Below are 19,793 nucleotides of genomic sequence, written 5' to 3'. Positions count from 1 at the left end.
AAATCCAAAAATCCAAACGCGACTCTCCGGAACGACGCGATATCCCGCACTCTCAGGCCTCGTTGTTCAGACCTTCCCTAGTGCGATTTCTCGCCGAAGTGGGGTATACCGTCTACATCGTCATACCTGACGCCTGACGGCCAATCCACTGCTTCAGCGCGGCGGGCGTAATGCCTGCCAACAGTGCTGACTTGCCAGCTTTACTTGGATGCGTCGCGCACTTTGTCGGCGACCTGGCCGGCCTTGTTCTGCACCTTGCCGACGTTCTTTTCGGCGGCGCCTTCCAGTTCGGTGCTCTTGTCGCCAGTGACACGGCCAACGGTTTCCTTGATGGAACCCTTGACCTGCTTGGCGGTACCTTCGATACGGTTCTTGTCCACGGGGTGCCTCATACGGTTGGGGATGTTGCGGCCCAGTCTGTACCCGCAGGACGTGAGTGCGACGTGGGCATGCCGTCATCCCCGCGTCAGCACGCATGGCTGCCGCGTAGCGCGGTCGTTGGGCACGCGCGCGTCTGCACGTCTTGCTGAGGCCGCTGCGTGCCACAATGCGCGCACTTTTCGCCAGGCAATGCCGTCACGTGAGCACAGAGCGCCCCGCCATCGAGCCCGTTGGCCTGGACTTTCTTGCGGGGGGCGGCGAGATGGGGGCCTTGATGCGCGCACACGATTGGGCCGCCACGCCGCTGGGCGCGCCGGAGACCTGGCCGCAGTCGTTGCGCTCGTCGTTGTCGGTGGTGCTCAATTCCACCCTGCTCGGTGCGGTGCTGTGGGGGCCGGAGCTGCGGCTGCTCTACAACGATGTGTACGTGCAGTCGATGGGCGAGCGTCATCCGCAGGCGCTGGGGCAGCCGGTGACCGAGGTGTGGAAGGAAACCTACGCGCCGATCGCGCAGGCCTTTGCGCGGGTGATGCAGACCGGTGAAGGCTTCGGGCAGGAAGTGATCGCCTTGCCGATGCTGCGCAATGGCGTCAGCGAGATCACCTACTGGAATGCCACCGCCTCGCCGATCCGCGGCGAAGACGGCAGCATCGTGGGGTTGATGAATATCGCCATTGAAACCACCGCGCAGGTGGCGGCCGATCGCAACCGCGATCTCCAGCATGCGATGTTGAGCAACGAGAACACCCATCTGGTGCATGAGGTGGTCAACCGCACCAGCGAGCGCGATCGTGCGCTCGAGGCCGAAACCGTGGCGCGCCGCAATGCCGAGCGCGTGCAGCTGGCGCTGGCGGCCGGGACGATCATCGGCACCTGGATCTGGGACCTGCCCACCGATGCGTTTTCGGTGGATGAGGCCTTTGCGCAGAACTTCGGCTTCGATCCGTCCAGCAGCCGCAGCGGGCTGACGCTGGAACAGGTGATCCGGACGGTGCATCCGGATGACCGCGAGGGGCTGCGCGTGGCCATTGGCGAAGCCATTGCCCGCGGCGGTGCCTACGCTCACCAGTACCGGGTCAAACGGCGCGACGGAAAGTATTACTGGCTAGAAGCCAATGGCCGGGTCGAAAAGGGCGCCGATGGCACGCCGCTGCGGTTTCCCGGCGTGTTGCTCGACATCGAGGCGCGCCACGCGCTGTCGGAAGAGCGCGACCGCGCGCTGGCGGCCTTGCGCGAGCTGAGCGACACGCTGGAGCAGCGCGTCACCGAGCGCACGCGCGAGCTGATGACGGTGGAAGAGGCACTGCGCCAATCGCAGAAGATGGAAGCGGTGGGGCAGCTCACCGGCGGGCTGGCGCACGACTTCAACAACCTGTTGGCGGGCATTTCCGGTGCGCTGGAGCTGATGAGCCTGCGGATCGAACAAGGCCGCTTCCGCGAGCTGGAGCGTTACGTGGCCACCGCGCAGGGCGCCACCACGCGCGCGGCGGCGCTGACGCACCGCTTGCTGGCGTTTGCGCGGCGGCAGACGCTGTTGCCCAAGCCCACCAACGTCAACCGGCTGGTGGTGGACATGCTGGAGCTGATCCAGCGCACGGTGGGCCCGGGGATCTGCGTGGAGAACATCGCCGCCGCCGAACTGTGGCTGGCGCTGGTGGATGCGCCGCAACTGGAGAACGCGCTGCTCAACCTGTGCATCAACGCGCGCGACGCGATGCCCAACGGCGGGCGCCTGCGCGTGCAGACCAGCAATCGCTGGATCGACTGCGAGATGGGCTAGCAGCTGGGCATGCCGGAAGGCCACTACCTGTCGCTGTGCGTGAGCGATACCGGCACCGGCATGCCGCCGGAGGTGGTGGCGCGTGCGTTCGATCCGTTCTTCACCACCAAGCCGATCGGCGAAGGCACCGGGTTGGGCCTGTCGATGATCTACGGGTTTGCCAAGCAATCCGGCGGGCAGGTGCGCATCCACTCGGAAGTGGGCAAGGGCTCGACGGTGTGCATCTACCTGCCACGGCATGCCGGTGCCGACGACAGCAGCGACGGCGGCACCGCCGCGCTGGAACTGGCACCCTCGCTGGCCGGCGAAACGGTGTTGATCGTCGACGACGAGCCGTCCATCCGCCTGCTGTTCACCGAGGTGCTGGAAGAGCTGGGCTACACCGTGCTGGAAGCCGGCGACAGCGCCACCGGGCTGGGCATCCTGCAGTCGCCGGTGCGGATCGACCTGCTGATCAGTGACGTGGGCCTGCCCGGCGGCATGAACGGCCGGCAGATGGCTGACGCCGCGCGCGTCGGCCGCCCCGGACTCAAGGTGTTGTTCATCACCGGCTTTGCCGAACACGCGCAATTGAACGACGGCCACCTGGAACCGGGCATGGCGGTACTGGCCAAGCCCTTCAGCGTCAGCCTGCTGGCGGCGCGGGTCAAGGAGATGATTGCGAGCGAGGGCTGAGCGGTGCGGTGCTGCGCAGGCGCTTGCCTGCGCGCGTGCGGGTGGCCGCCCTGCCGCGACCTGACCGGCTTCACTCCACGCTGGAGGCGACCAGCCGTTGCCATAGCGCGGCGTTGGCCGCGTGGTCCGGCTCCAGCGTGGACAGCACACCGAGCGCATGCTCCTGCTGCTCGGCGCCGTGGCGGGCGAGCATGGCCAGCGCGGCGGCCAGCCGGCCGTAACGCAGCGCCATGCCGAGCGAGGTGGTGAGCAGGGTGCTGTCGTGCCCGGGGCGTTGCTCGTCCAGCGCGGTGCCCAGTGCGGCGGGCAGCTCCCAGGTGGTGGCAATGGTCTTTGCGACGGCGGCGGTGTGGCGTTCGACCAGTGCGGCCGCCACTTCAAGGCTGTAGGGCAGGCTGGGGCGCTCGGCGTAGGCATCGCGCAGCACGCGCAGGATCACCACCGCGCCCAGGCCTTGCAGCAGGCCGGCCAGCTGCGCCGCCAAGGTATCGCCGGCGCGCTCGCGCATGTAGGCGGCGGCGGCGGCGGCGGTCCGCAGGGCGTAGTCCCACACCGCCGCCGGCAGGCGCGCGTAGAGGCCGCCCTCCAGGCTCAGCACCGGCTGCATGACGGCGGCGGCGACGATCTGGCGCACGCCCTCGGTGCCGATATGCACCACGGCCCGCTCCAGGCTTTCCAGCGGGCCGCCCTGCGGGCGATACAGCGCGCTGTTGGCGATACGCAGCAGGTTGGCGGCCAGCGCCGGGTCCTGCGCGATGATCGCGGCGATGCCGCGGCCGGAGGCATCCGGGTCGTTGACCGCCCGCATCAGCTGCGGCAACAACTGCGGGCGGCGCGGCAACAGCTGCGGGCGCAGGTCGACATGGGCGAGCGCATTGCCGACCGCATCCAGCACCGCAGCCTGGGCCGGGTCGGTCGGCAGGTGGCCGTCGGCCAGTGCCGGGGTAGCCATCACCGCGGCATACATGCGGCGCAGCAGCGGCTGCATCGGCGGCGGCCCGGACGGCAGGGGGTGTGGTGTAGCAGCAACGGTATGCGCTTGTGCCTGCTCGTGCGTCTGCGCGTGCACAGCCGCTTGCTCGGGCACGCGCGCCGCCGGTGCGGCATGCGTATCGGGCGCAATGGCGGCGGCAGACGTGGCAGATGCGCCGGCCGTTTGCGCACGATGGCGCAGCAGCAGCCACGCGATGACGCCGGCCAATCCCAGGCCGGCAAGCAGTCCGGCAGCAAGCAGCAACACAATCACGGAGGTCCAGGGGTCGTCTGATCGGTGCAGCGACTATCCGCGAAGCCGGTGTTGACGGCAATGCAGGCGTGCGGTGGCGCGCGATGCCGACACCCGCACACCGGCAATGCCATGCTGCACTGCGGGGATGAGTGGCGTGTCTTCCAGTTGACCACTGCGCTGCACGTGGCGCTAACGCAGCAGGCCGCACTATGCGTCACCAGCTGTGCAGCCCTAGAGCATCTAGGCAGCTTAAAGGGTGCAGGCATCCGCAGTTGGACCACTTTCGATCGACAGACACCGCGCATTGCGCGGTGTCTTCGTTTGTGCGCGGGGATGGATGCGCACGCGATGTCGCGGGCGGCGGCATCGCGGCACAAGCGCGCTACAGCGTGCCCTGCTTCCACAGCCGCACGATCGCGGCTGGTGCATGTTCTTCGGGGATGCGCAGCGGTTCGCTGGCACCGTCCCAGGCGATGCTGAAATAGCGGCGATCGCCGCCACCGGCCTGCGGGCGCGGCAACGCATGCACCAGGCACTGGTCCAGCAAGGCGCGCAGCTGCAGACGCTGCGCATCGTCCAGGTCGTCCATCACCAGCTGCCGTTCACGCCGCATGGCGGGGAAGGCGGCCACTCCGCCTTCGCGGGCCAGCCGCAAGGTCACGCCTGCCTCCACCGGCGGACGCTGTGCACTCATGCGAGCACGCCCACGTCGCGCCAGGCCTGCTGCACCGCGGTTGCCTCGGCACTGCTGGCGCCATAGTCCGCACCGGCGATGCGGACGGTGAGCGCGGCAAAGGTGGCGAAGTCCGCGCCGGCGGCCAGCTCGCCGCCGGTGAGCGCGCGGTACCAGATGCGGCCGGTCTTCTCCCACGCATAACCACCGATGGCCACGGCAGCGCGATAGAAGGCGTGGTTGGGAATGCCGGAGTTGTAGTGCACGCCGCCATCGTCCTCCTGGGTATCGACAAAGCCGTCCATGCTGGCCGGTTGGGGATCCTTGCCCAGCGCCGGGTCGTCGTAGGCCGTGCCGGGCGCGCGCATCGAGCGCAGGCCCACTCCGTTGATGCCGGGCATCAGCAAGCCGGCGCCGATGATCCAGTCCGCCTCGCTGGCCTGCTGCTGCAATGTGTACTGCTTGATCAACACGCCAAACACATCCGACAGCGACTCGTTCAAGGCACCGGACTGGTCCTGGTAGATCAGGTTGGCGGTGCGCTCGGTGACGTCGTGGGCGAGCTCGTGGCCCACCACGTCGATGGCGATGGTGAAGCGGTTGAAGATCTCGCCGTCGCCATCGCCGAACACCATCTGCTCGCCGTTCCAGAAGGCGTTGTCATAGCCGCGCTCGTAATGCACGGTGCCGATCAACGGCATGCCGTCGCCGTCGATGGAATTGCGCGCGTACACGGTCTGGAAGAAGTCGTGCGTGGCGCCGAGATAGTCGTAGGCTTCGGTTACTGCCACATCGTCGGTGGCGGCGGCGCCCTCGGCACGGACCAGGGTGCCGGGCAGTGCGGTGCCCTGTTGCGCGTCGTAGATCTGCCGCTGCACCGCTTGCGTGGTGGGCGTGTTCGCCGCATCGGCGGCCAGCGCCTGGGCGCGGGCGAGCAGGCCAAGCGCGCGCTGCTGCCGCAGCTGCGCGGTGATCTGTCGCGACGACAGCGCGCACTGACGCGCACGCTCGGGTGCGGCCTGCGCCACGTGGTCCAGCAGATACGGCGGCAGAATGCCGGCACGGCGCGGCGTGACAAATGCAGACATGAGCGACCTCCACAATGGGCTGCGCCCGGGACTATGCCGAGGCCGGCTTTAGGAATTCGTTAGCCTGGTCCACTGTGCGCCCGGCACACGGATCGCGATAGGCCTGGCGTTCATTCCAGCTGCGACAAGGCCTGCTGAATCGGCGTCTGCCCGTCGATGAAGCCCACCGTCTTGCCGATGGTGGCCGGCAGCGCCAGTGCCGCCGCAATGACCTGCGCGACGTTGGCACGCGACACGCCGCCGTCGGCATCGCCGCCCGGGTCGCGGGTGATGCGGCCCGAGGGCGGGTCTTGCGTGAGGCGCCCCGGCCCCAGCACGGTCCAGTCCAGCGGGGTAGTGCGCAGGTGCGCATCGGCCGCGGCCTTGGCCTGCGCGTAGGCGAAGAAGGCATCGTCCGGGCCGATGCCGTGTTCCAGCCCGGCACCGAGATAGGACACCATCACGTAACGGCGCACGCGTGCCTGCTCGGCGGCCTGCATCGAGCGGATCGCCGCATCGCGGTCCACCGCGTAGGTGCGCGCCGCATCGCCGCCACCGGCGCCGGCCGACCACACCACCGCATCGTGGCCGGCCAGCTGCGCGGCGATGGCGTCGGTGTCGGCCTGTTCGATATCGAACAGCTGCGGGGTGGCACCGTCGGCAATCACATCGTCTGCGTGCGCAGGATTGCGAAACAGCGCGGTGACCGAATGCCCGCCGCGCACCAGCAGCGGCGTCAGCAGACGCGCGACCTTGCCATGGCCGCCGATCAACACGATACGAGACATCTCAACCTCCAAGACGGCGCGCCATTGCGGCGCGGACTGCACGCATCCTCGCCAACAGGGCGCTAAGGCAGCGTTATCGGCCGCGCAGGCGCCTGGAGAAACGTTGTTCCCGGCATGCGGTGCGTGGATGTCCGGAGGCGATGCGTCCTTGACGCAGGCCGTGCCGTGTCATCGCGATCGCCCTGCGCGTCACGTGACCACGCGCAGGCAATGCACTGCATCGATCCAGCGGCATCGCGCAGCAGCGCCGGCATCGTCGGCCGTCGCTACCGGCGTGCAGGGCACAGAGGCAACGCAGATCGTCGCCCATGCTCCATTCGGTCAGCCCGTTGCCGATCACCGGGATGGCGCCTGCCTGCCGCACATCTGGGACACTACGGCGCCACACCTTCGGAATCCCCATGTCCAGCTCAATCGAGACCGACCTTCGCCCACGCGTCGGATGCGGCGCGTTCATTCGCCGCGCCGATGGCCGCCTGCTGCTGGTGCAGCGCGGGCGTGCGCCCGAGCAAGGCCATTGGGGCCTGCCCGGCGGCAAGGTGGACTGGATGGAAACGGTGGAACACGCGGTGGTGCGCGAAGTGCTGGAAGAAACCGGCCTGCACGTGCAACTGCAGGCCGTGCTGTGCATCGTCAGCTACTTCGAGCCGGACCTGACGCCGCCGCAGCATTGGGTCGCGCCGGTGTATCTGGCCGCGATCCAGGGCAGCGAGCACGCCGTGCGGCGCGAGCCCGAAGCGATTGCCGACATCGGCTGGTTTGCGCTCGACGCGCTGCCGTCGCCGCTGACCACCTCCACGTTGCAGGCGTTGCAGCATCTGCCAACTGCGGCGTCGGCACCTGCCGCCTGAGTGCAACGCATCGATGCCGCTGGACCCGGTGCCGGCGGCGATGCACCGGCCTGCGCAGTGTTGGTGCTGATGCTTGCGGCACCGCGATGTTCGCGCGGATGCAGGGCGACGCGTGCGCTGCCTGCGATGCCGACCGCTTGCGTACGTTTGATGCGATGGCCTGATTGCACGCTGCGGTGTGCGTAGTTGCAGTATTTGCGTTACATCGCGTCGTTACATGCAACGCGCGTGTCTGCACGACTTCCAGCACATCATGTGCGCCGTCTGCTGGCGCTATCCTCGCCGGTTCGACTTGCCTGGGAGGGCACCGAATGACACGTCATTGGTTGAACAAAACGCTCGCGCTCACATTGATCTGTACTGCGTGCAGCGTGCACGCAAGCGCCGCCGAGCCGGCCACACCGGCCGCCGCATCCGCCCCGGATGGCATCCGGCACGTGCCTGCATTCGACCTGCCGGTGTCGGAGTTCCTGAGCCCGGCTGCACGTGCGCATATGGCTAACGGGGTGGCCCGCGCCGATCCGTTGGACAAGGCCGACAACGCCACCTTGCTCAAGCAACTGCCGGGCATCCGTGCCGACACCGAACGGTGGGCCAAGGGCGTGATTGCGCAGCTGCGCACGCGCTACGCGGTGGAGATCACGCCCGAAACCTGGAACGGTGTGCCGGTGCTTCGGGTGGAGCCGCGCACGCGCACACCCGAGCAGGCCAGGCGCGTGTTGATTGAACTGCATGGCGGTAGCTTCGTGATGGGCAGCGCGGCCTCGTTCGGGTTGATGGAGGCCATTCCGCTGGCGGCGATGACCGGCATGACCGTGGTCGCGGTGGATTACCGGATGGGGCCCGAGCACCAGTTCCCGGCCGCCAGCGAGGATGTGGCGGCGGTGTATCGCGCCGCGCTCAAGAGCTATGCGCCAGAGCGCATCGGCTTGTTCGGTTGTTCGGCCGGCGGCGTGCTCACCGGCGAATCGCTGGCGTGGTTCGCCAAGGAGAAGTTGCCGATGCCGGCGGCGGCCGGGCTGTTCTGCGCCGCAGGCGATGCGCGCTACCGCGGCGATTCGCGCATCGTGGTGGCGGCAGTGAACGATGCCTTGTTGCCGGACAAGGCCGGTGCGTTGCCGATCTGGGAAGACCTGTACTACGGCGACAACGTGGACTTCCACGATCCGCTGGTGTCGCCGGTGTTTTCCGATGCGGTGCTGCAGCAGTTCCCGCCCACGCTGTTTCTGACCGCTACGCGTGCTGCCGAGCTGAGCAATGCCGCCTACACGCATGCGCGCCTGGTGGATCTGGGCCGCGAATCGGATCTGCATGTGTGGGACGGGCTGGGGCACGCCTTCCACCTCACCAATGCGCTGCCGGAGAGCCAGCAGGCGCTGCGGGTGGCCGCGCGTTTCTTCAGCAAGCACCTTGGGCTGCCGCCGCCGCCGTTGGCCGCTCCACGCTAACGCCACGCTGACACCGGCTAGGCGCGGTGCTTACATCCTCTCACCTAGGTTGAGGCCGACTGGCGTTGCACATGCAACGCCGTTCTATCAGGAGAATCGAATGAGTCTGCAAATTCCTCAGGGTGCGTTGGTGGTGGTGGCCGATGGCGGCGAAGCGCGCTGGTTCACCAACACCGGTAACGAAGCCAAGGTGGTGCTGCGCCAGCACGCGCGCACCGATGTGCAGAACGTCGACGACGATGGCCCGGCCGGCAAGGCGCCGCAGGATCTCAGCGAAGCGGACATGGATGAAATGACCTTTGCCAAGCAGTTGTCGCATGCCTTGAACGATGGCGCGCTGAAGCACGAGTACACCCATCTGGTGCTGGTCGCCGACCCGACCACGCTGGGCCGCGTGCGCCCGCTGCTGCACAAGGAAACCCAGCAGCGCCTGGTCGGCGACCTGGCCAAGGATCTGACCAACCTGCCGCTGGAAGAGATCCAGCGCGCATTGTCGTAAGCACACCGGAGTGGCGAGACGATGGGGTTTGTTCGCGACTACGCCACCCAGGCGCCCGAACGTAGTGAGGGTGGATGCACAGGCCGGTCTGCAGGTGCTGGAGTTCGGCACCGACTGGTGCGGCCACTGCATTGCCGCGCAGCCGCTGCTGCAAAAGTTGCTGGGTGGCATTGCGGCGCTGGACTACCGCAAGTTCGAAGATGGAAAAGGGCGGCCCCTGGGCCGCTCGTTTCGCGTCACGTTATGGCCGACCATCATCCTGCTGCGCGATGGCGTGGAAGTCGCACGCGCCGTGCGCCCGCAGACGCGCGAGGATTTGCAACCGCTGCTGTCGCAGCTGGGCGAGGCGCCGATCTAGCGCGCAACGCGCCTGATCGATGGCCCACCATGGCATGCAGATGCCCCGCGCAGTGATGGCGCGATGCATAAGTTCATCGCGCCAGATCCCTTGAAACAAGCGGTTTTTCGCCATGTGGCAGCATCGCGCCTGCAGCGATCTGCGCACTGTAGTACCATAGCGGGCTGATCAAGCCCTTGGGCATTGCCCATCCCTTGGTCGTCTGTCCCGCAGCGTCGCTGAGTCCACGCGGCCGTCCGGGAATGCCTCCGGCGTCATCTTGTGCCTGTGCCATCGCCAAGCCTGACTGATGCGCCGTGTCCTGTGCGTTGCCAGGGCGAGCGGGCAGCGATGGCCGCACCTGGAGACACGACACATGCACGATACGCGCGCGATTGCCTCGCACTTCGGTTGGTTCAAGCGCCGCCGCCAACTGCAACTGGACGAAGTCACCGTGGTGGACCGCGGCATGCTGCGCAAGGCGGTGGGCGCCGCCGCGCTGGGCAATGCGATGGAGTGGTTCGACTTCGGCGTGTACGGCTATCTGGCGGTGACGTTGGGGCAGGTGTTTTTCCCGGCCAGCAATCCGACCGCGCAGTTGATCGCCACCTTTGCCACCTTCACCGTTGCGTTTCTGGTGCGGCCGATCGGCGGGCTGGTGTTCGGCCCGCTCGGCGACCGCTACGGACGGCAGAAGGTGCTGGCGGCGACCATGATCCTGATGGCGCTGGGCACCTTTAGCATCGGCCTGATTCCGTCCTACGCCAAAATTGGTCTGTGGGCACCGGCGCTGCTGTTGCTGGCGCGGCTGTTGCAGGGGTTTTCCACCGGTGGCGAATACGGCGGCGCAGCCACCTTCATTGCCGAATACGCCACCGACCGCAATCGCGGATTGATGGGCAGCTGGCTGGAATTCGGCACCCTGGGCGGCTACATCGCTGGCGCCGCCACGGTGACGGCGCTGCACATGACCGTGACCCAGGCGCAGATGCTCGACTGGGGCTGGCGGGTGCCGTTCCTGATTGCCGGCCCGCTGGGGCTGCTGGGCCTGTACATGCGCATGAAGCTGGAAGAAACCCCGGCATTTCGCGCCTATACCGAGCAGTCCGAACAACGCGAGCGGGAAACCGCCGCGCAAGGCCTGCTGACCCTGCTGCGCCTGCATTGGCCGCAATTGCTCAAGTGCGTGGGCCTGGTGCTGGTCTTCAACGTCACCGACTACATGCTGCTGACCTACATGCCCAGCTATCTCAGCGTCACCATGGGCTATGCCGAGAGCAAGGGCCTGCTGCTGATCATCCTGGTGATGCTGGTGATGATGCCGCTCAACATCGTCGGCGGCCTGTTCAGCGACAGGCTGGGGCGCCGGCCGATGATCATCGGTGCCTGCATCGCGTTGTTCGCGCTGGCCATCCCCTGCCTGCTGCTGATCGGCAGCGGCCATGACGGGCTGATCTTCGCCGGCCTGATGCTGCTCGGCCTGGCGCTGGTGTGCTTCACCAGTTCGATGCCGTCCACGCTGCCGGCGCTGTTCTACACGCCGGTGCGCTACAGCGCGTTGTCGATCGCCTTCAATGTGTCGGTGTCGTTGTTCGGTGGCACCACACCGCTGGTGACCGCCTGGTTGGTGGAGCGCAGCGGCGACCCGTTGGTGCCGGCCTACTACCTGATGGGTGCGGCGGCGATCGGCCTGGTGACCATGCTGTTCGTGCGCGAAACCGCCGGCCTGCCGCTGCGTGGCTCGCCGCCGGCGGTGGCCAGCGATGCCGAGGCACGCGCCTTGCTGCGCGGCGACAGCCCGGTGACGGTGGATGCGCAGCTGCCCGGCAGCACGGCGCCGTCCATCGGCCCGGCACGCACGGCGTAAGCGGGCTCGGCGCGCGCGGCCGGGCCATCGATGCTCCGCCGGGGCGGACGGCGCGCAAGGCCGCGAGTCCGAGACAGCGGTGGCGACCGTGCACGCCGCAATGCCAATGCGTGCCTGCAGTTGCCGCCGCTAGCGCAGCGCGCCACCGCCGCCGTCGGGCAGCTCGGGGCTGAGCATGTCGGCCGAGGGCATGCCTTCGCCGGTTTCCACGTAGCGTTTGAGGCTGCTGCCCAGGAAGAAGCGCCAGCCGCGTGCGCAGGCGTCCTTGCAGGGCGAGTCGCGATAGCCGGAGTGTTCGAACTCCACCTGCGTGCCCTGGCTGGTGGAATGCAGATCGAAGCGCATCACCGTGCCCTTCCAGGCGTCGGTGTCGAGCATGTTGGAGGCATGGCAGCGCCAGAGCACCAGGCGGTAGTCGGCGCCGTCGTCGATGCTCAGCTCCACCCGCCAGCCCTGCCGGCTCCAGTCCAGCCGCACCCGGTTCTCGACCAGGCTCACTTCACGCGTCCACCAGCACGCCAGCCGCACGGGCTCGGACAACGCGACGCAGACCACTTCCGGTGCGGCCGCGATGACGATGCTGTAGCGGATCGCACGATTCATCTGACCGGCATTGGCGACGTGAATCCCGATGATGGCCCATTTTGCGGGCCAGATGCAGAATGATCTTTTTTTGACTGCCGGGTTCGCTCGTCCGGCGCTCACATGGCGCTGGGTACCATCGGCGCAAGCCCCCAACAACGAAGAGCAGGCATGACGACGCTTCCGATAACGGTGATGGACGTTGCCGCGCAACACGATCTGGCCACCGCGCACGCGCTGTTGGAAAACCCCGGCGTAACGGCCCGACTGGCCAATGCGCTGGGCGCGCCGATCGAGAGCCTGATCACCCGACGGCTGCCGAAGCTGGTCACCCGCAGCATCGACGGCGTCACCCGCCGCGCGCTGCAGGTGGCGATGAAATCGGCATTACTGAGCCTGCGCGGCACGACCGATCTGCAGCAGCCTGCGTCCACCGCACGCCACACCATGGCGGTGGCTGTCGCCGGTGGTGCGGGCGGATTCTTCGGCCTGCCTGGGCTGTTGGTGGAGCTGCCGGTGACCACCACGGTGATGCTGCGCTCCATCGCCGATATCGCCCGTTCCGAAGGCGAGTCGCTGCACGATCCGGAAACCGCGCTGGCCTGCCTGGAAGTGCTGGCGCATGGCGGGCGCAGTGTCAGCGACGACGGTGCCGAATCGGGCTACTTCGCGGTGCGTGCCGCGATGGCGCAGCAACTCAGCGCCGCGGCGCATTACGTTGCCGCGCACGGGTTTGCCAGCAAGGGCGCGCCGGTGCTGGTATCGCTGGTGTCGCGTGTTGCGGCCAAGTTCTCGGTCAATGTCGGCGAAAAACTCGCCGTGCAGGCGGTGCCGCTGGTCGGTGCGGTCAGCGGCGCAACCCTCAACACGGTGTTCATGCGCCACTTCCAGGCGATGGCGCGCGGGCACTTCATCGTGCGCCGCCTGGAGCGACGGTATGGCGAGGATGCGGTGCGGCGTGCGTATGAGGCATTGACAAGTTAAACAGTGAGAAGGCACCGGACCACAAGGATGGGGACAGACCCTTGTGGCTCGGTGCCACTTTCAATAATGGGCAGGCGATATTCCTGCCCGGGGTCAGAGCGGTTGCGGTGTACAGAGTGCGCGCGCACTCGCCGAGCCGATGAACTGATTATTAGCGTCGCTCACCATGACATTGGCGGTGATGAACGTATTTCCACGTGGGCAATAGAAGTTGCAATCCTCGCTGTTGCTGCAATTTCTAGGGAAGATGGCGCCAGCAGTATTGTTGAAGGTCCACGCATACTTGAATGGCGTTGGTGACCCCGGGCTATCTACGCCAGCCCAGCAATAATCACTGCCAGCGCAATCGAGTATGACAGTTGAAGCTTGTGCATTTGCGGTGGGTGCGGTGGAAAGACTTGCAACAACTGCGAGGAAGCTCGTGGTCAAAAAAGCAACGGCCTTGTTCATGCAGATATCCTCTGGAGTATGTCCCCGCCTCATCATGCACAAACGATAGCGAGGCATTTGGGATGGGATCGCTAAATCGATGGGCATGCGCCTGCGTGAAAACCACCGATGAGTGCATGAGCTCGCTGGATGTTTTGCATCCATACTGCAGGGATGTCCTGACATTTTCTCTCGATGCTCCTTATGACCAAGCCTTTTTCGCCAGCCTCTGCACGCAACCGCGACCCGATCCTGGAGGTGTTGCAACGGCACTTTGCCGACCGTCGCAATGTCTTGGAAATCGGTGCGGGGACCGGGCAACACGCGGTGCATTTTGCGGCGGCGATGCCGTGGCTGCGCTGGCAGGCCAGCGATCATGCCGATCATCTGCCGGGAATGACACAGTGGCTGGACGAGGCGGCATTGCCGAATACGCCGCCACCGATCCCGTTGCAGGCGGTGTTGACGCCGACGCCCGGTCTCGCGCCCACACCGCCATTGCCGCCTGCGCAGGTAGGCGAGGCTGCCGGCTATGACGCGGTCTACAGCGCCAATACCCTGCACATCATGGGCTGGCCGCAGGTGCAGGCCTTGTTTGCGGGGTTGCCTGCGGTGATGGCGCCGGATGCGCTGCTGGTGGTGTATGGGCCGTTCAACCGCCATGGGCAATTCACCAGCGAGAGCAACCGCGCATTCGATGCGATGTTGCGCGAGCGCGACCCTGCATCGGGGATTCGCGATGCCGAAGCGGTGGATGCGTTGGCGGCGTCGGTGGGATTGCAACTGATCGACGACGTGGCGTTGCCGGCGAACAACTGTTGCCGGGTGTGGTCACGGCAGTTGCGTTGAGTGTGTCGCCGACACGTTGCCGATGTGGCAGCGCCGCTGTGATGCGTGCAGTAAATTCCAATGCGAGTGCCTGACAGCGCACCGCACGCGATCCTGCGCTGATGTGGCCTTGCAATGCGGCATTCAGCGCCTGCGTCGTTCCAGCCACCACAGTGCTGCGGCCAGCGTGAGCCAGGCCAGCAGCCAGGGCCAGCGGGTACCGGGTAGCGATGTGGGCGTGCCGACGCTTGCACGCGCGTCGATGGCGGCCATCGCAACGGTGGCGTCGCGGGTTTGCTGGGTGTACAGCGCGGAGGCGTCGCCGGGCGCGCGGACATAGAGCCAGCGCTGTTGTGTGCCGGTCTGCAGACGATGCCAGCCTGCGCTGGTCGGCCAGTAGGCGGCGCAAGCCCGGGCGCCGCTGGCGGGATCGATCAGCAGCGCCTGGGAGTGACCGGTGGGGTCGGTGACATGTGCGTCTGCGGCGACACCGCACAGCGCCACGCGCTGTTGCGACCAGCCTGTCTGCACCGCAGCGGGCGCCGTGCTGCCGGCGCGGGCCACCGCACCGAACAGCTGCGCCCACAGCGCGGCATGCAGGTCGCCGCCGCCGGCCAGGACCAGGGCGAAGCTGTCTTCGACCAGGCCGATGCCGATGCGGCCGCGGCCTTGCTGGCGCCACCAGCCCAACGCGCTGCCGTCGTCTGCGCGTGCGGCGATCACGGCGTCGGCGTCCTGCGGTTGCAGGTTGCGGCGTTGCAGTGGCGGCAGGGGCGTGGCGTCGGCCGGCGCTGCGGCCGGATCGATGGCGCCGGGCGCTGCCAGCGCCAGCGGGGCGGCGACCGCGGCGCTGCTGCTGCCGCCTGTCACGGCCAGGCCCAGCGCGCCTAGCGCGGCGCGGGTGGCAGCATCCAGGGGGCCGTCGGTGCGGACCAGTACGCCCAGGCCGCGGCCGATCGCGGCGCGCACGCCCTGGCGCTGCGCGTTGCCCAGGGCGACCAGGCGGCGTTGGTCGATGACCAGCAGGTCCAGCGTGTCCAGGCTGGCCGCGTCCAGTGCGGCGGCCTCGCCCAGTTGCATGCCGGGGCCGACGGCGATCTGGCTGCGCACCTGCATGCCGGCATCGCTGGCCCAGCGGCGCAGGTATTTCAGGTCCGGCTGCGGGGCGCCGGCCAGCATCAGCACGTGTGCGAACGGCGCTGCGGTGATCAGCACCGGCACCTGCACGCGGCTGCGTTCGGCGCCTGCGCCATCGCGCAGGCGCAGTGCGAACAGCACCTGCCCGGGTGCGCGCGCCAGGCCTCGCAGCTGCACCTGGCCGGCCGCATCGGTGGCGGCGGTGTCGACCACCTGGCCGGCCGGATCCAGCAGCTCTACCCGCGCGCTCGGCAGGCCCTGCACGCGGGCGGTGATGGCGATGCGTTCGCCTGGCGCGACCGGGGGCGGCGTGGCGACGGCGACCAGGCCGGCCGGCGCCGGGGTCAGCGCCAGCCGTACCGGGATGCGCAGGGTGTCGCGGTCGCGTGCGGGCAGGCCGGTGCCATGCACGACCAGCACGGTGGTGCCGGGCGCGCGCCGCAACGCGGTGGCCAGGTCCGGCACGCGTGTCACGCTCGGCAAGGCGGGCGCTTCGGGCAAGGCGACCCACTGCGCGGCCTCCACCGGGATCTGACCGGTCCTGGTGCCGGCGGTCGCGACATGCAGCTCGCTCGCACTGCCGGCGCGCGGCGGTGGCAGCAGCACTGGGTAAAGCAGGCCGGCGAGCAGCGGCTGGGCGGCGAGCAACAGCCACAGCCGCAAGCGCGCATGGGGTTGCCGCGCGTGCGCGCGCAGCAGCCGCCACCAGCTCACCATCACGACCAGCAGCAAGACACTGCCGACCAGCCAGGACAGCGAGAGCATCATGGTTGCGGCTCCTGGCGCAGGGCATCCAGATAGCGCTGGCCGCGCGCGTCCGGCGTGGGGCGACGGCGGACCGGCGCCGGCGGGGCGATGAGCGTGCGCCAGACCTGGGCGCGCAGCTGGGCGCGGCAGCTGGCGCAGTCCGGTTCGGCGCGCAGGGTTTCCACCGCGGCGGCCAGGCTGAGCGGATCGGGCAGGCGGTCCTGCTGGGTCTGCAGCCACTGCGCGTAGCGGGCCAGGGCGGCGTCCGGGACCGGCGCCTGTTCGCCCAGCGCGTCCCACAGCTGCAGCGCGGACGGATCCGGATCCGGGCGGGTGTCCAGGCTGGCGGCACGGTCGCCCAGGCCGGCGCGGTCGCCGCTCAGGCGGCGGCCGGGGTCGATCGGCGGCAACTGCGTGCCGACCCGCGCCAGGTAGATGCGTTCGGCCTGCTGCACCTGCTTGATGAAGCCCAGCGCCTTGTTGGCAAACGGCAGGGCACGCTCGGGGTGGCCCTGGCGCAGCTCGCCCTCGGACTGCCACATCTGGTCCAGCGCGGCGCGCAGCAGCGCGCGGGTCTGCGGGTCGAGCAAGGTGGCGGCTTCGGCATGGTCGTGGGTGTGCCCGAACTCGGACAGCACATCCTGTGCCTGGCCGAAGCCACTGCGTTCGGGCCCGCCGTCGCCGTGCGCATGGTCGTGGTCGTCCAGCGCGGCGGCGCCGGCCTCGGATGCGGCAGCGTGGTCGTGGTCGTGCGCGTCATGCCCGTGTTCGTCCCGGGCGGGCGCGGACGCCGCAGGCGTTGCCGGTGCATCCGCGGTGGGCATGTCGGCGGTGGGCAGATTGTCGGCCGGGGCGTCGCTGGTTGGCGGCGCGTCGGCGGTCGGCAGGCCCTTGGGCGCACCTTCGCTCTCTTCGCCCAGGAACTGGCCGTAGCGCAGCCGCAGCAGGCGCTGGTCCACGCCGATGGCGTCGGCGCGCTTGAGGTAGGTGGCCGCGTCCAGGCGGGGTTTTTCCTTCAGCAATGCCTCGGCGTCGATGATGATCTGGCGCTGGCTGCGGAAGTAGGCCGGCAAGGTCTGCTTGACGCTGGCCCCCAGGCCGGCGGCCATGGTCTGCTCGGGCGGCGGCCAGCGCAGGATCACGCTGGCGCTGCGGCCTTCCTGCGGCCCGGGCTGGCGGGTGTCGTGGACGATGAGCTGGGCGATCAGGTCGTCGCCGGCCGCCATGCCCAGCGCCTGCGGCTGCAGCGTGGTGGAAAAAGCCGCGCTGCCTGGCCGGGCCGCTGCCGCCGAGCGTGCGGCGCTGGGTGGTGAAGGTGATGTTCTCGCCGCTGCCCTGGGCCAGGGTCAGGCGCAGCTCGGCGCTGGCGGCCACCGCGTAGTCGTCGCTTGCCTCGAAGCGCAGCGTCCAGCCGCCATTGGAGGGCGTCCACAGCACCAGGCTCTGTTCGGGCGCCAGCACGCGCACCTGCGGCGGGCGGTCCGGCAGCACGTCGAGGCGATGCAACTGGCGGTCGGCCGGGGCGCCATCGATGAGGATGCGGTACAGGCTGGCGCGCTCGGCGATCCACTGGCCCTGCCAGTAATCGGTAGTGCCCTGCCGGGCCAGCGCGACGCTGCGTCCGTCGGTCAGCCGCAGCGCCACGCTGCGCGGCGCCGGGTTGACCTGCAGCTGCCAGTGCAGCCGGGTGCCGGCCGGCACGCGCGCATCCAGGCCGGGCAGGCGGGTGGGTGGCAGGCCGGTGTAGGCGGGCGGGGTGCTGTGCAGCCGGGCCTGACCCAGCGTGGGGGGCGCCGGTGCCGGCACCGGCGGCGGCGATCCGGTCGTTGCCCGGCGTGGGCCGGTGGGTAGATTGCGGCCACAGCAGCACCGCGGCGCAGGCGAGCAGACCGAGCAGGCTCCACGGCCAGCCGCGCCGCCAGGGCCAGGCCGGGCGCAGGTCGCGCGGGGTGCTGCGCAGGCGCTGTTCCAGGCGCTGGCGTTGCAGGGCCTGCAACGGGCCGAGCTGCCCGGGCGGGGCGAACAGCAGGTCGCTGCTGTCTTCCAGATCCGTATCGCGATCCAGCCGGCGGATCAGCCAGGCCTGGTCCAGCCGGCGTGCCGCCAGCACTGCCACGCCGAGCAACACCAGCAGGCCCAGCAGCAACATCGGCAGGAGCGCCGGCTGTGCGCCGCTGCGCCAGGCCAGCAGCGCCGGCAGCACGGCCATCGGCAGCCCGCACAGCAATACGCCTGCGGCCTGCCGTCGTCGCGCGGCCTGCCAAGCGTGGTGCAGTTCCGGCGTGCTCATGCCGCGGTGCCCCGGCGTGGCGCGGTGGCCAGCCAGCGTTCGACCGCAAACAGCAGCAGCACCAGGCCGATCAGCCACGGCGCCAGCGGCCGGGGGGCATTGACCAGGCGGATGGCGGGGCCGCGTTGCGGCTGCTGGGTCTGCGCCAGCGCGCGCTGTGGTGCGGGTACCGACTGCAGCGCGTCGTGCAGGCGGGTGGGGAAATCGGCCTCCAGCAGCGCCGGCAGCTGCTGCGGCTGCAGTGGCGCGGCCCAGCGCAGCAGACGGCCGCGGCCGACGGCGCTGGCGTCTATCAGCGCGGCGCCGTGTGCATCCTGCAGCAGCGCTTGCAACGGGCCAGCCAGTGCGGGCGGGGCCGGCGTCTGCGCAGCGAGCAGCAGCTGCCCGCCGGCCGCGACCCAGGCGATGACCGGCGCCGGCGGTGGGCGCCGCGACAGCCAGGCCACCACCGTGCCGGCCGGCCAGCGTGCCGGCGAAGCGTCCGCGGGCGTGCCCACCGGCAGTGCGCCGGGCAGTGCCCAGGCGGCATGGACGGCGCGCAGATAACGCAGGGCCGGGTCGGCGGGAGCGTCGGCGATGGCCTGCAACCGCAACGGCTCGACGGCCGCCACAGCGACAGCTGGCGACTGGCCGGGCAGCACCTGCCAGCGCACCTCGCGCGAGAGCTGCAGGCGTTGCGCATCCAGCGGCCCCCACTGGCTGGGCACGATCACGCTCAGCGCGGTGTCCGGCGGCAGGCTGGCATCGAGTTCGCGTAGCAGGCTGCCAACCGGCGGCGCGGTGCCGGCAGCTGGGCGTGCCGCATCGGCATCCACCGGCGGGAAGCCTGGCGCCAGCCAGACCCACTGCGCGTTGGCCGCGTGGGTGAGTGCCCGGGCGGCGGCCAGATCCACGCCGGGGCTGACCGCGATGCGCGGGCGCGCCTGCCGGTTGTCGCGCAACGCCGGCTCGGCCAGCAGCAGCGCCATGGCGGCCAGCAACAGCAGGCGCACCAGCAGCAGCGGCCATTCGTCGAATCGAACGCGGTGCCGGGGGCGCGGCAGCGCGCGCAGCCAGCGCAGTGCGGCAAAGTCGGTGGGCCGGTGTTCGCTGCGTCGGGCCAGATGGATCAGCAACGGCAGCAGCAACGCGGCCAACGCGGCCAGGCCGGCGGTGAACAGCAGGAGCAGGTTCACCGCTGCGCCCCTTCAGCCGCGGCGGTC

At 68.9% G+C, this 19,793-nt stretch carries 15 protein-coding genes and 3 pseudogenes; 8 read left to right on the top strand and 10 right to left on the bottom strand.

Annotated features, from left to right (window positions below):
• Nucleotides 1–200: 200 nt before the first annotated feature.
• Nucleotides 201–380 (bottom strand): CsbD family protein, encoded by a 180-nt coding sequence (locus LL972_RS11550; protein WP_104535312.1) that lies wholly within the window; start codon nt 378–380, stop codon nt 201–203.
• Between the two features lie 167 nt (nt 381–547).
• Here LL972_RS11550 and LL972_RS11545 point away from each other — a divergent pair.
• A pseudogene (locus tag LL972_RS11545) lies at nt 548–2,836 on the top strand (ATP-binding protein).
• A 70-nt stretch (nt 2,837–2,906) separates the two neighbouring features.
• On the opposite strand, the gene LL972_RS11540 reads toward LL972_RS11545, so the two are convergent.
• The 4 genes from LL972_RS11540 to LL972_RS11525 all read right to left on the bottom strand — a co-directional run bounded on the left by LL972_RS11540 (nt 2,907) and on the right by LL972_RS11525 (nt 6,592).
• Nucleotides 2,907–4,082: an HDOD domain-containing protein gene (locus LL972_RS11540; protein ID WP_228327722.1), complete on the bottom strand. Its 1,176-nt coding sequence runs from the start codon at nt 4,080–4,082 to the stop codon at nt 2,907–2,909.
• Nucleotides 4,083–4,446: 364 nt separating this feature from the next.
• Nucleotides 4,447–4,758, bottom strand: coding sequence for a protealysin inhibitor emfourin (locus LL972_RS11535; protein WP_228327721.1), 312 nt, complete (start codon nt 4,756–4,758; stop codon nt 4,447–4,449).
• Nucleotides 4,755–5,825 carry a M4 family metallopeptidase gene (locus LL972_RS11530; protein ID WP_228327720.1) on the bottom strand — a complete coding sequence of 357 codons (1,071 nt, stop codon included), beginning with the start codon at nt 5,823–5,825 and terminating at the stop codon, nt 4,755–4,757. The genes LL972_RS11535 and LL972_RS11530 overlap by 4 nt, the downstream gene beginning before the upstream one ends.
• Before the next feature lie 110 nt (nt 5,826–5,935).
• Nucleotides 5,936–6,592, bottom strand: a complete 657-nt coding sequence (locus LL972_RS11525) for an SDR family oxidoreductase (RefSeq protein WP_228327719.1) — start codon at nt 6,590–6,592, stop codon at nt 5,936–5,938.
• A gap of 401 nt (nt 6,593–6,993) precedes the next feature.
• Between LL972_RS11525 and LL972_RS11520 the strand changes: the two genes are divergently transcribed.
• The 5 genes and pseudogenes from LL972_RS11520 (at nt 6,994) to proP (ending at nt 11,594) form a co-directional block, all read left to right on the top strand.
• Complete coding sequence (locus LL972_RS11520; RefSeq protein WP_266104586.1) at nt 6,994–7,443, top strand: NUDIX domain-containing protein; 450 nt, start codon at nt 6,994–6,996, stop codon at nt 7,441–7,443.
• A gap of 311 nt (nt 7,444–7,754) precedes the next feature.
• A complete protein-coding gene (locus LL972_RS11515; protein ID WP_228327718.1) occupies nt 7,755–8,891 on the top strand; it encodes an alpha/beta hydrolase in 1,137 nt (378 codons plus the stop codon).
• 100 nt (nt 8,892–8,991) lie between these two features.
• A complete protein-coding gene (locus LL972_RS11510; RefSeq protein ID WP_016902952.1) occupies nt 8,992–9,390 on the top strand; it encodes a host attachment family protein in 399 nt (132 codons plus the stop codon).
• 21 nt (nt 9,391–9,411) lie between these two features.
• Nucleotides 9,412–9,748: pseudogene (locus tag LL972_RS11505) on the top strand (thioredoxin family protein).
• A 355-nt stretch (nt 9,749–10,103) separates the two neighbouring features.
• On the top strand, nt 10,104–11,594 hold the full coding sequence (gene proP, locus LL972_RS11500; RefSeq protein WP_228327717.1) for a glycine betaine/L-proline transporter ProP: 1,491 nt from the start codon (nt 10,104–10,106) through the stop codon (nt 11,592–11,594).
• A gap of 129 nt (nt 11,595–11,723) precedes the next feature.
• Here proP and LL972_RS11495 read toward each other — a convergent pair whose 3' ends face one another.
• Entirely contained in the window at nt 11,724–12,197 is a 474-nt protein-coding gene (locus LL972_RS11495) for an SRPBCC family protein (RefSeq protein ID WP_228327716.1), read from the bottom strand.
• Between the two features lie 174 nt (nt 12,198–12,371).
• On the opposite strand from LL972_RS11495, the gene LL972_RS11490 reads away from it, so the two are divergent.
• Nucleotides 12,372–13,160 (top strand): EcsC family protein, encoded by a 789-nt coding sequence (locus LL972_RS11490; protein ID WP_228327725.1) that lies wholly within the window; start codon nt 12,372–12,374, stop codon nt 13,158–13,160.
• Nucleotides 13,161–13,253: 93 nt separating this feature from the next.
• Here the strand turns inward: LL972_RS11490 and LL972_RS11485 are convergent, their stop codons facing one another.
• Nucleotides 13,254–13,610: a hypothetical protein gene (locus LL972_RS11485; RefSeq protein ID WP_228327715.1), complete on the bottom strand. Its 357-nt coding sequence runs from the start codon at nt 13,608–13,610 to the stop codon at nt 13,254–13,256.
• A 183-nt stretch (nt 13,611–13,793) separates the two neighbouring features.
• On the opposite strand from LL972_RS11485, the gene LL972_RS11480 reads away from it, so the two are divergent.
• On the top strand, nt 13,794–14,438 hold the full coding sequence (locus tag LL972_RS11480) for a DUF938 domain-containing protein (RefSeq protein ID WP_228327714.1): 645 nt from the start codon (nt 13,794–13,796) through the stop codon (nt 14,436–14,438).
• A 123-nt stretch (nt 14,439–14,561) separates the two neighbouring features.
• Here the strand turns inward: LL972_RS11480 and LL972_RS11475 are convergent, their stop codons facing one another.
• The 3 genes and pseudogenes from LL972_RS11475 to LL972_RS11465 all read right to left on the bottom strand — a co-directional run bounded on the left by LL972_RS11475 (nt 14,562) and on the right by LL972_RS11465 (nt 19,766).
• Nucleotides 14,562–16,322 (bottom strand): carboxypeptidase regulatory-like domain-containing protein, encoded by a 1,761-nt coding sequence (locus LL972_RS11475; protein ID WP_228327713.1) that lies wholly within the window; start codon nt 16,320–16,322, stop codon nt 14,562–14,564.
• A pseudogene (locus tag LL972_RS11470) lies at nt 16,319–18,591 on the bottom strand (hypothetical protein). The gene LL972_RS11475 and the pseudogene LL972_RS11470 overlap by 4 nt, the downstream one beginning before the upstream one ends.
• Complete coding sequence (locus LL972_RS11465) at nt 18,588–19,766, bottom strand: BatA domain-containing protein (RefSeq protein WP_228327712.1); 1,179 nt, start codon at nt 19,764–19,766, stop codon at nt 18,588–18,590. The pseudogene LL972_RS11470 and the gene LL972_RS11465 overlap by 4 nt, the downstream one beginning before the upstream one ends.
• Nucleotides 19,767–19,793: the final 27 nt, after the last annotated feature.

Origin of the sequence: Xanthomonas campestris pv. asclepiadis, from assembly GCF_020784175.1 — a bacterium.
GTDB lineage: Bacteria > Pseudomonadota > Gammaproteobacteria > Xanthomonadales > Xanthomonadaceae > Xanthomonas > Xanthomonas campestris_D.
This window is presented reverse-complemented; position numbering and strand designations above follow the sequence as displayed.

What these genes read in the sequence shown, in the direction of transcription:
- LL972_RS11535 (WP_228327721.1), bottom strand. Translation starts at nt 4,758, where the DNA reads ATGAGTGCACAGCGTCCGCCGGTGGAGGCAGGCGTGACCTTGCGGCTG.
- LL972_RS11530 (WP_228327720.1), bottom strand. Translation starts at nt 5,825, where the DNA reads ATGTCTGCATTTGTCACGCCGCGCCGTGCCGGCATTCTGCCGCCGTAT.
- LL972_RS11525 (WP_228327719.1), bottom strand. Translation starts at nt 6,592, where the DNA reads ATGTCTCGTATCGTGTTGATCGGCGGCCATGGCAAGGTCGCGCGTCTG.
- LL972_RS11520 (WP_266104586.1), top strand. Translation starts at nt 6,994, where the DNA reads ATGTCCAGCTCAATCGAGACCGACCTTCGCCCACGCGTCGGATGCGGC.
- LL972_RS11515 (WP_228327718.1), top strand. Translation starts at nt 7,755, where the DNA reads ATGACACGTCATTGGTTGAACAAAACGCTCGCGCTCACATTGATCTGT.
- LL972_RS11510 (WP_016902952.1), top strand. Translation starts at nt 8,992, where the DNA reads ATGAGTCTGCAAATTCCTCAGGGTGCGTTGGTGGTGGTGGCCGATGGC.
- proP (WP_228327717.1), top strand. Translation starts at nt 10,104, where the DNA reads ATGCACGATACGCGCGCGATTGCCTCGCACTTCGGTTGGTTCAAGCGC.
- LL972_RS11495 (WP_228327716.1), bottom strand. Translation starts at nt 12,197, where the DNA reads ATGAATCGTGCGATCCGCTACAGCATCGTCATCGCGGCCGCACCGGAA.
- LL972_RS11490 (WP_228327725.1), top strand. Translation starts at nt 12,372, where the DNA reads ATGGACGTTGCCGCGCAACACGATCTGGCCACCGCGCACGCGCTGTTG.
- LL972_RS11485 (WP_228327715.1), bottom strand. Translation starts at nt 13,610, where the DNA reads ATGAACAAGGCCGTTGCTTTTTTGACCACGAGCTTCCTCGCAGTTGTT.
- LL972_RS11480 (WP_228327714.1), top strand. Translation starts at nt 13,794, where the DNA reads ATGACCAAGCCTTTTTCGCCAGCCTCTGCACGCAACCGCGACCCGATC.
- LL972_RS11475 (WP_228327713.1), bottom strand. Translation starts at nt 16,322, where the DNA reads ATGATGCTCTCGCTGTCCTGGCTGGTCGGCAGTGTCTTGCTGCTGGTC.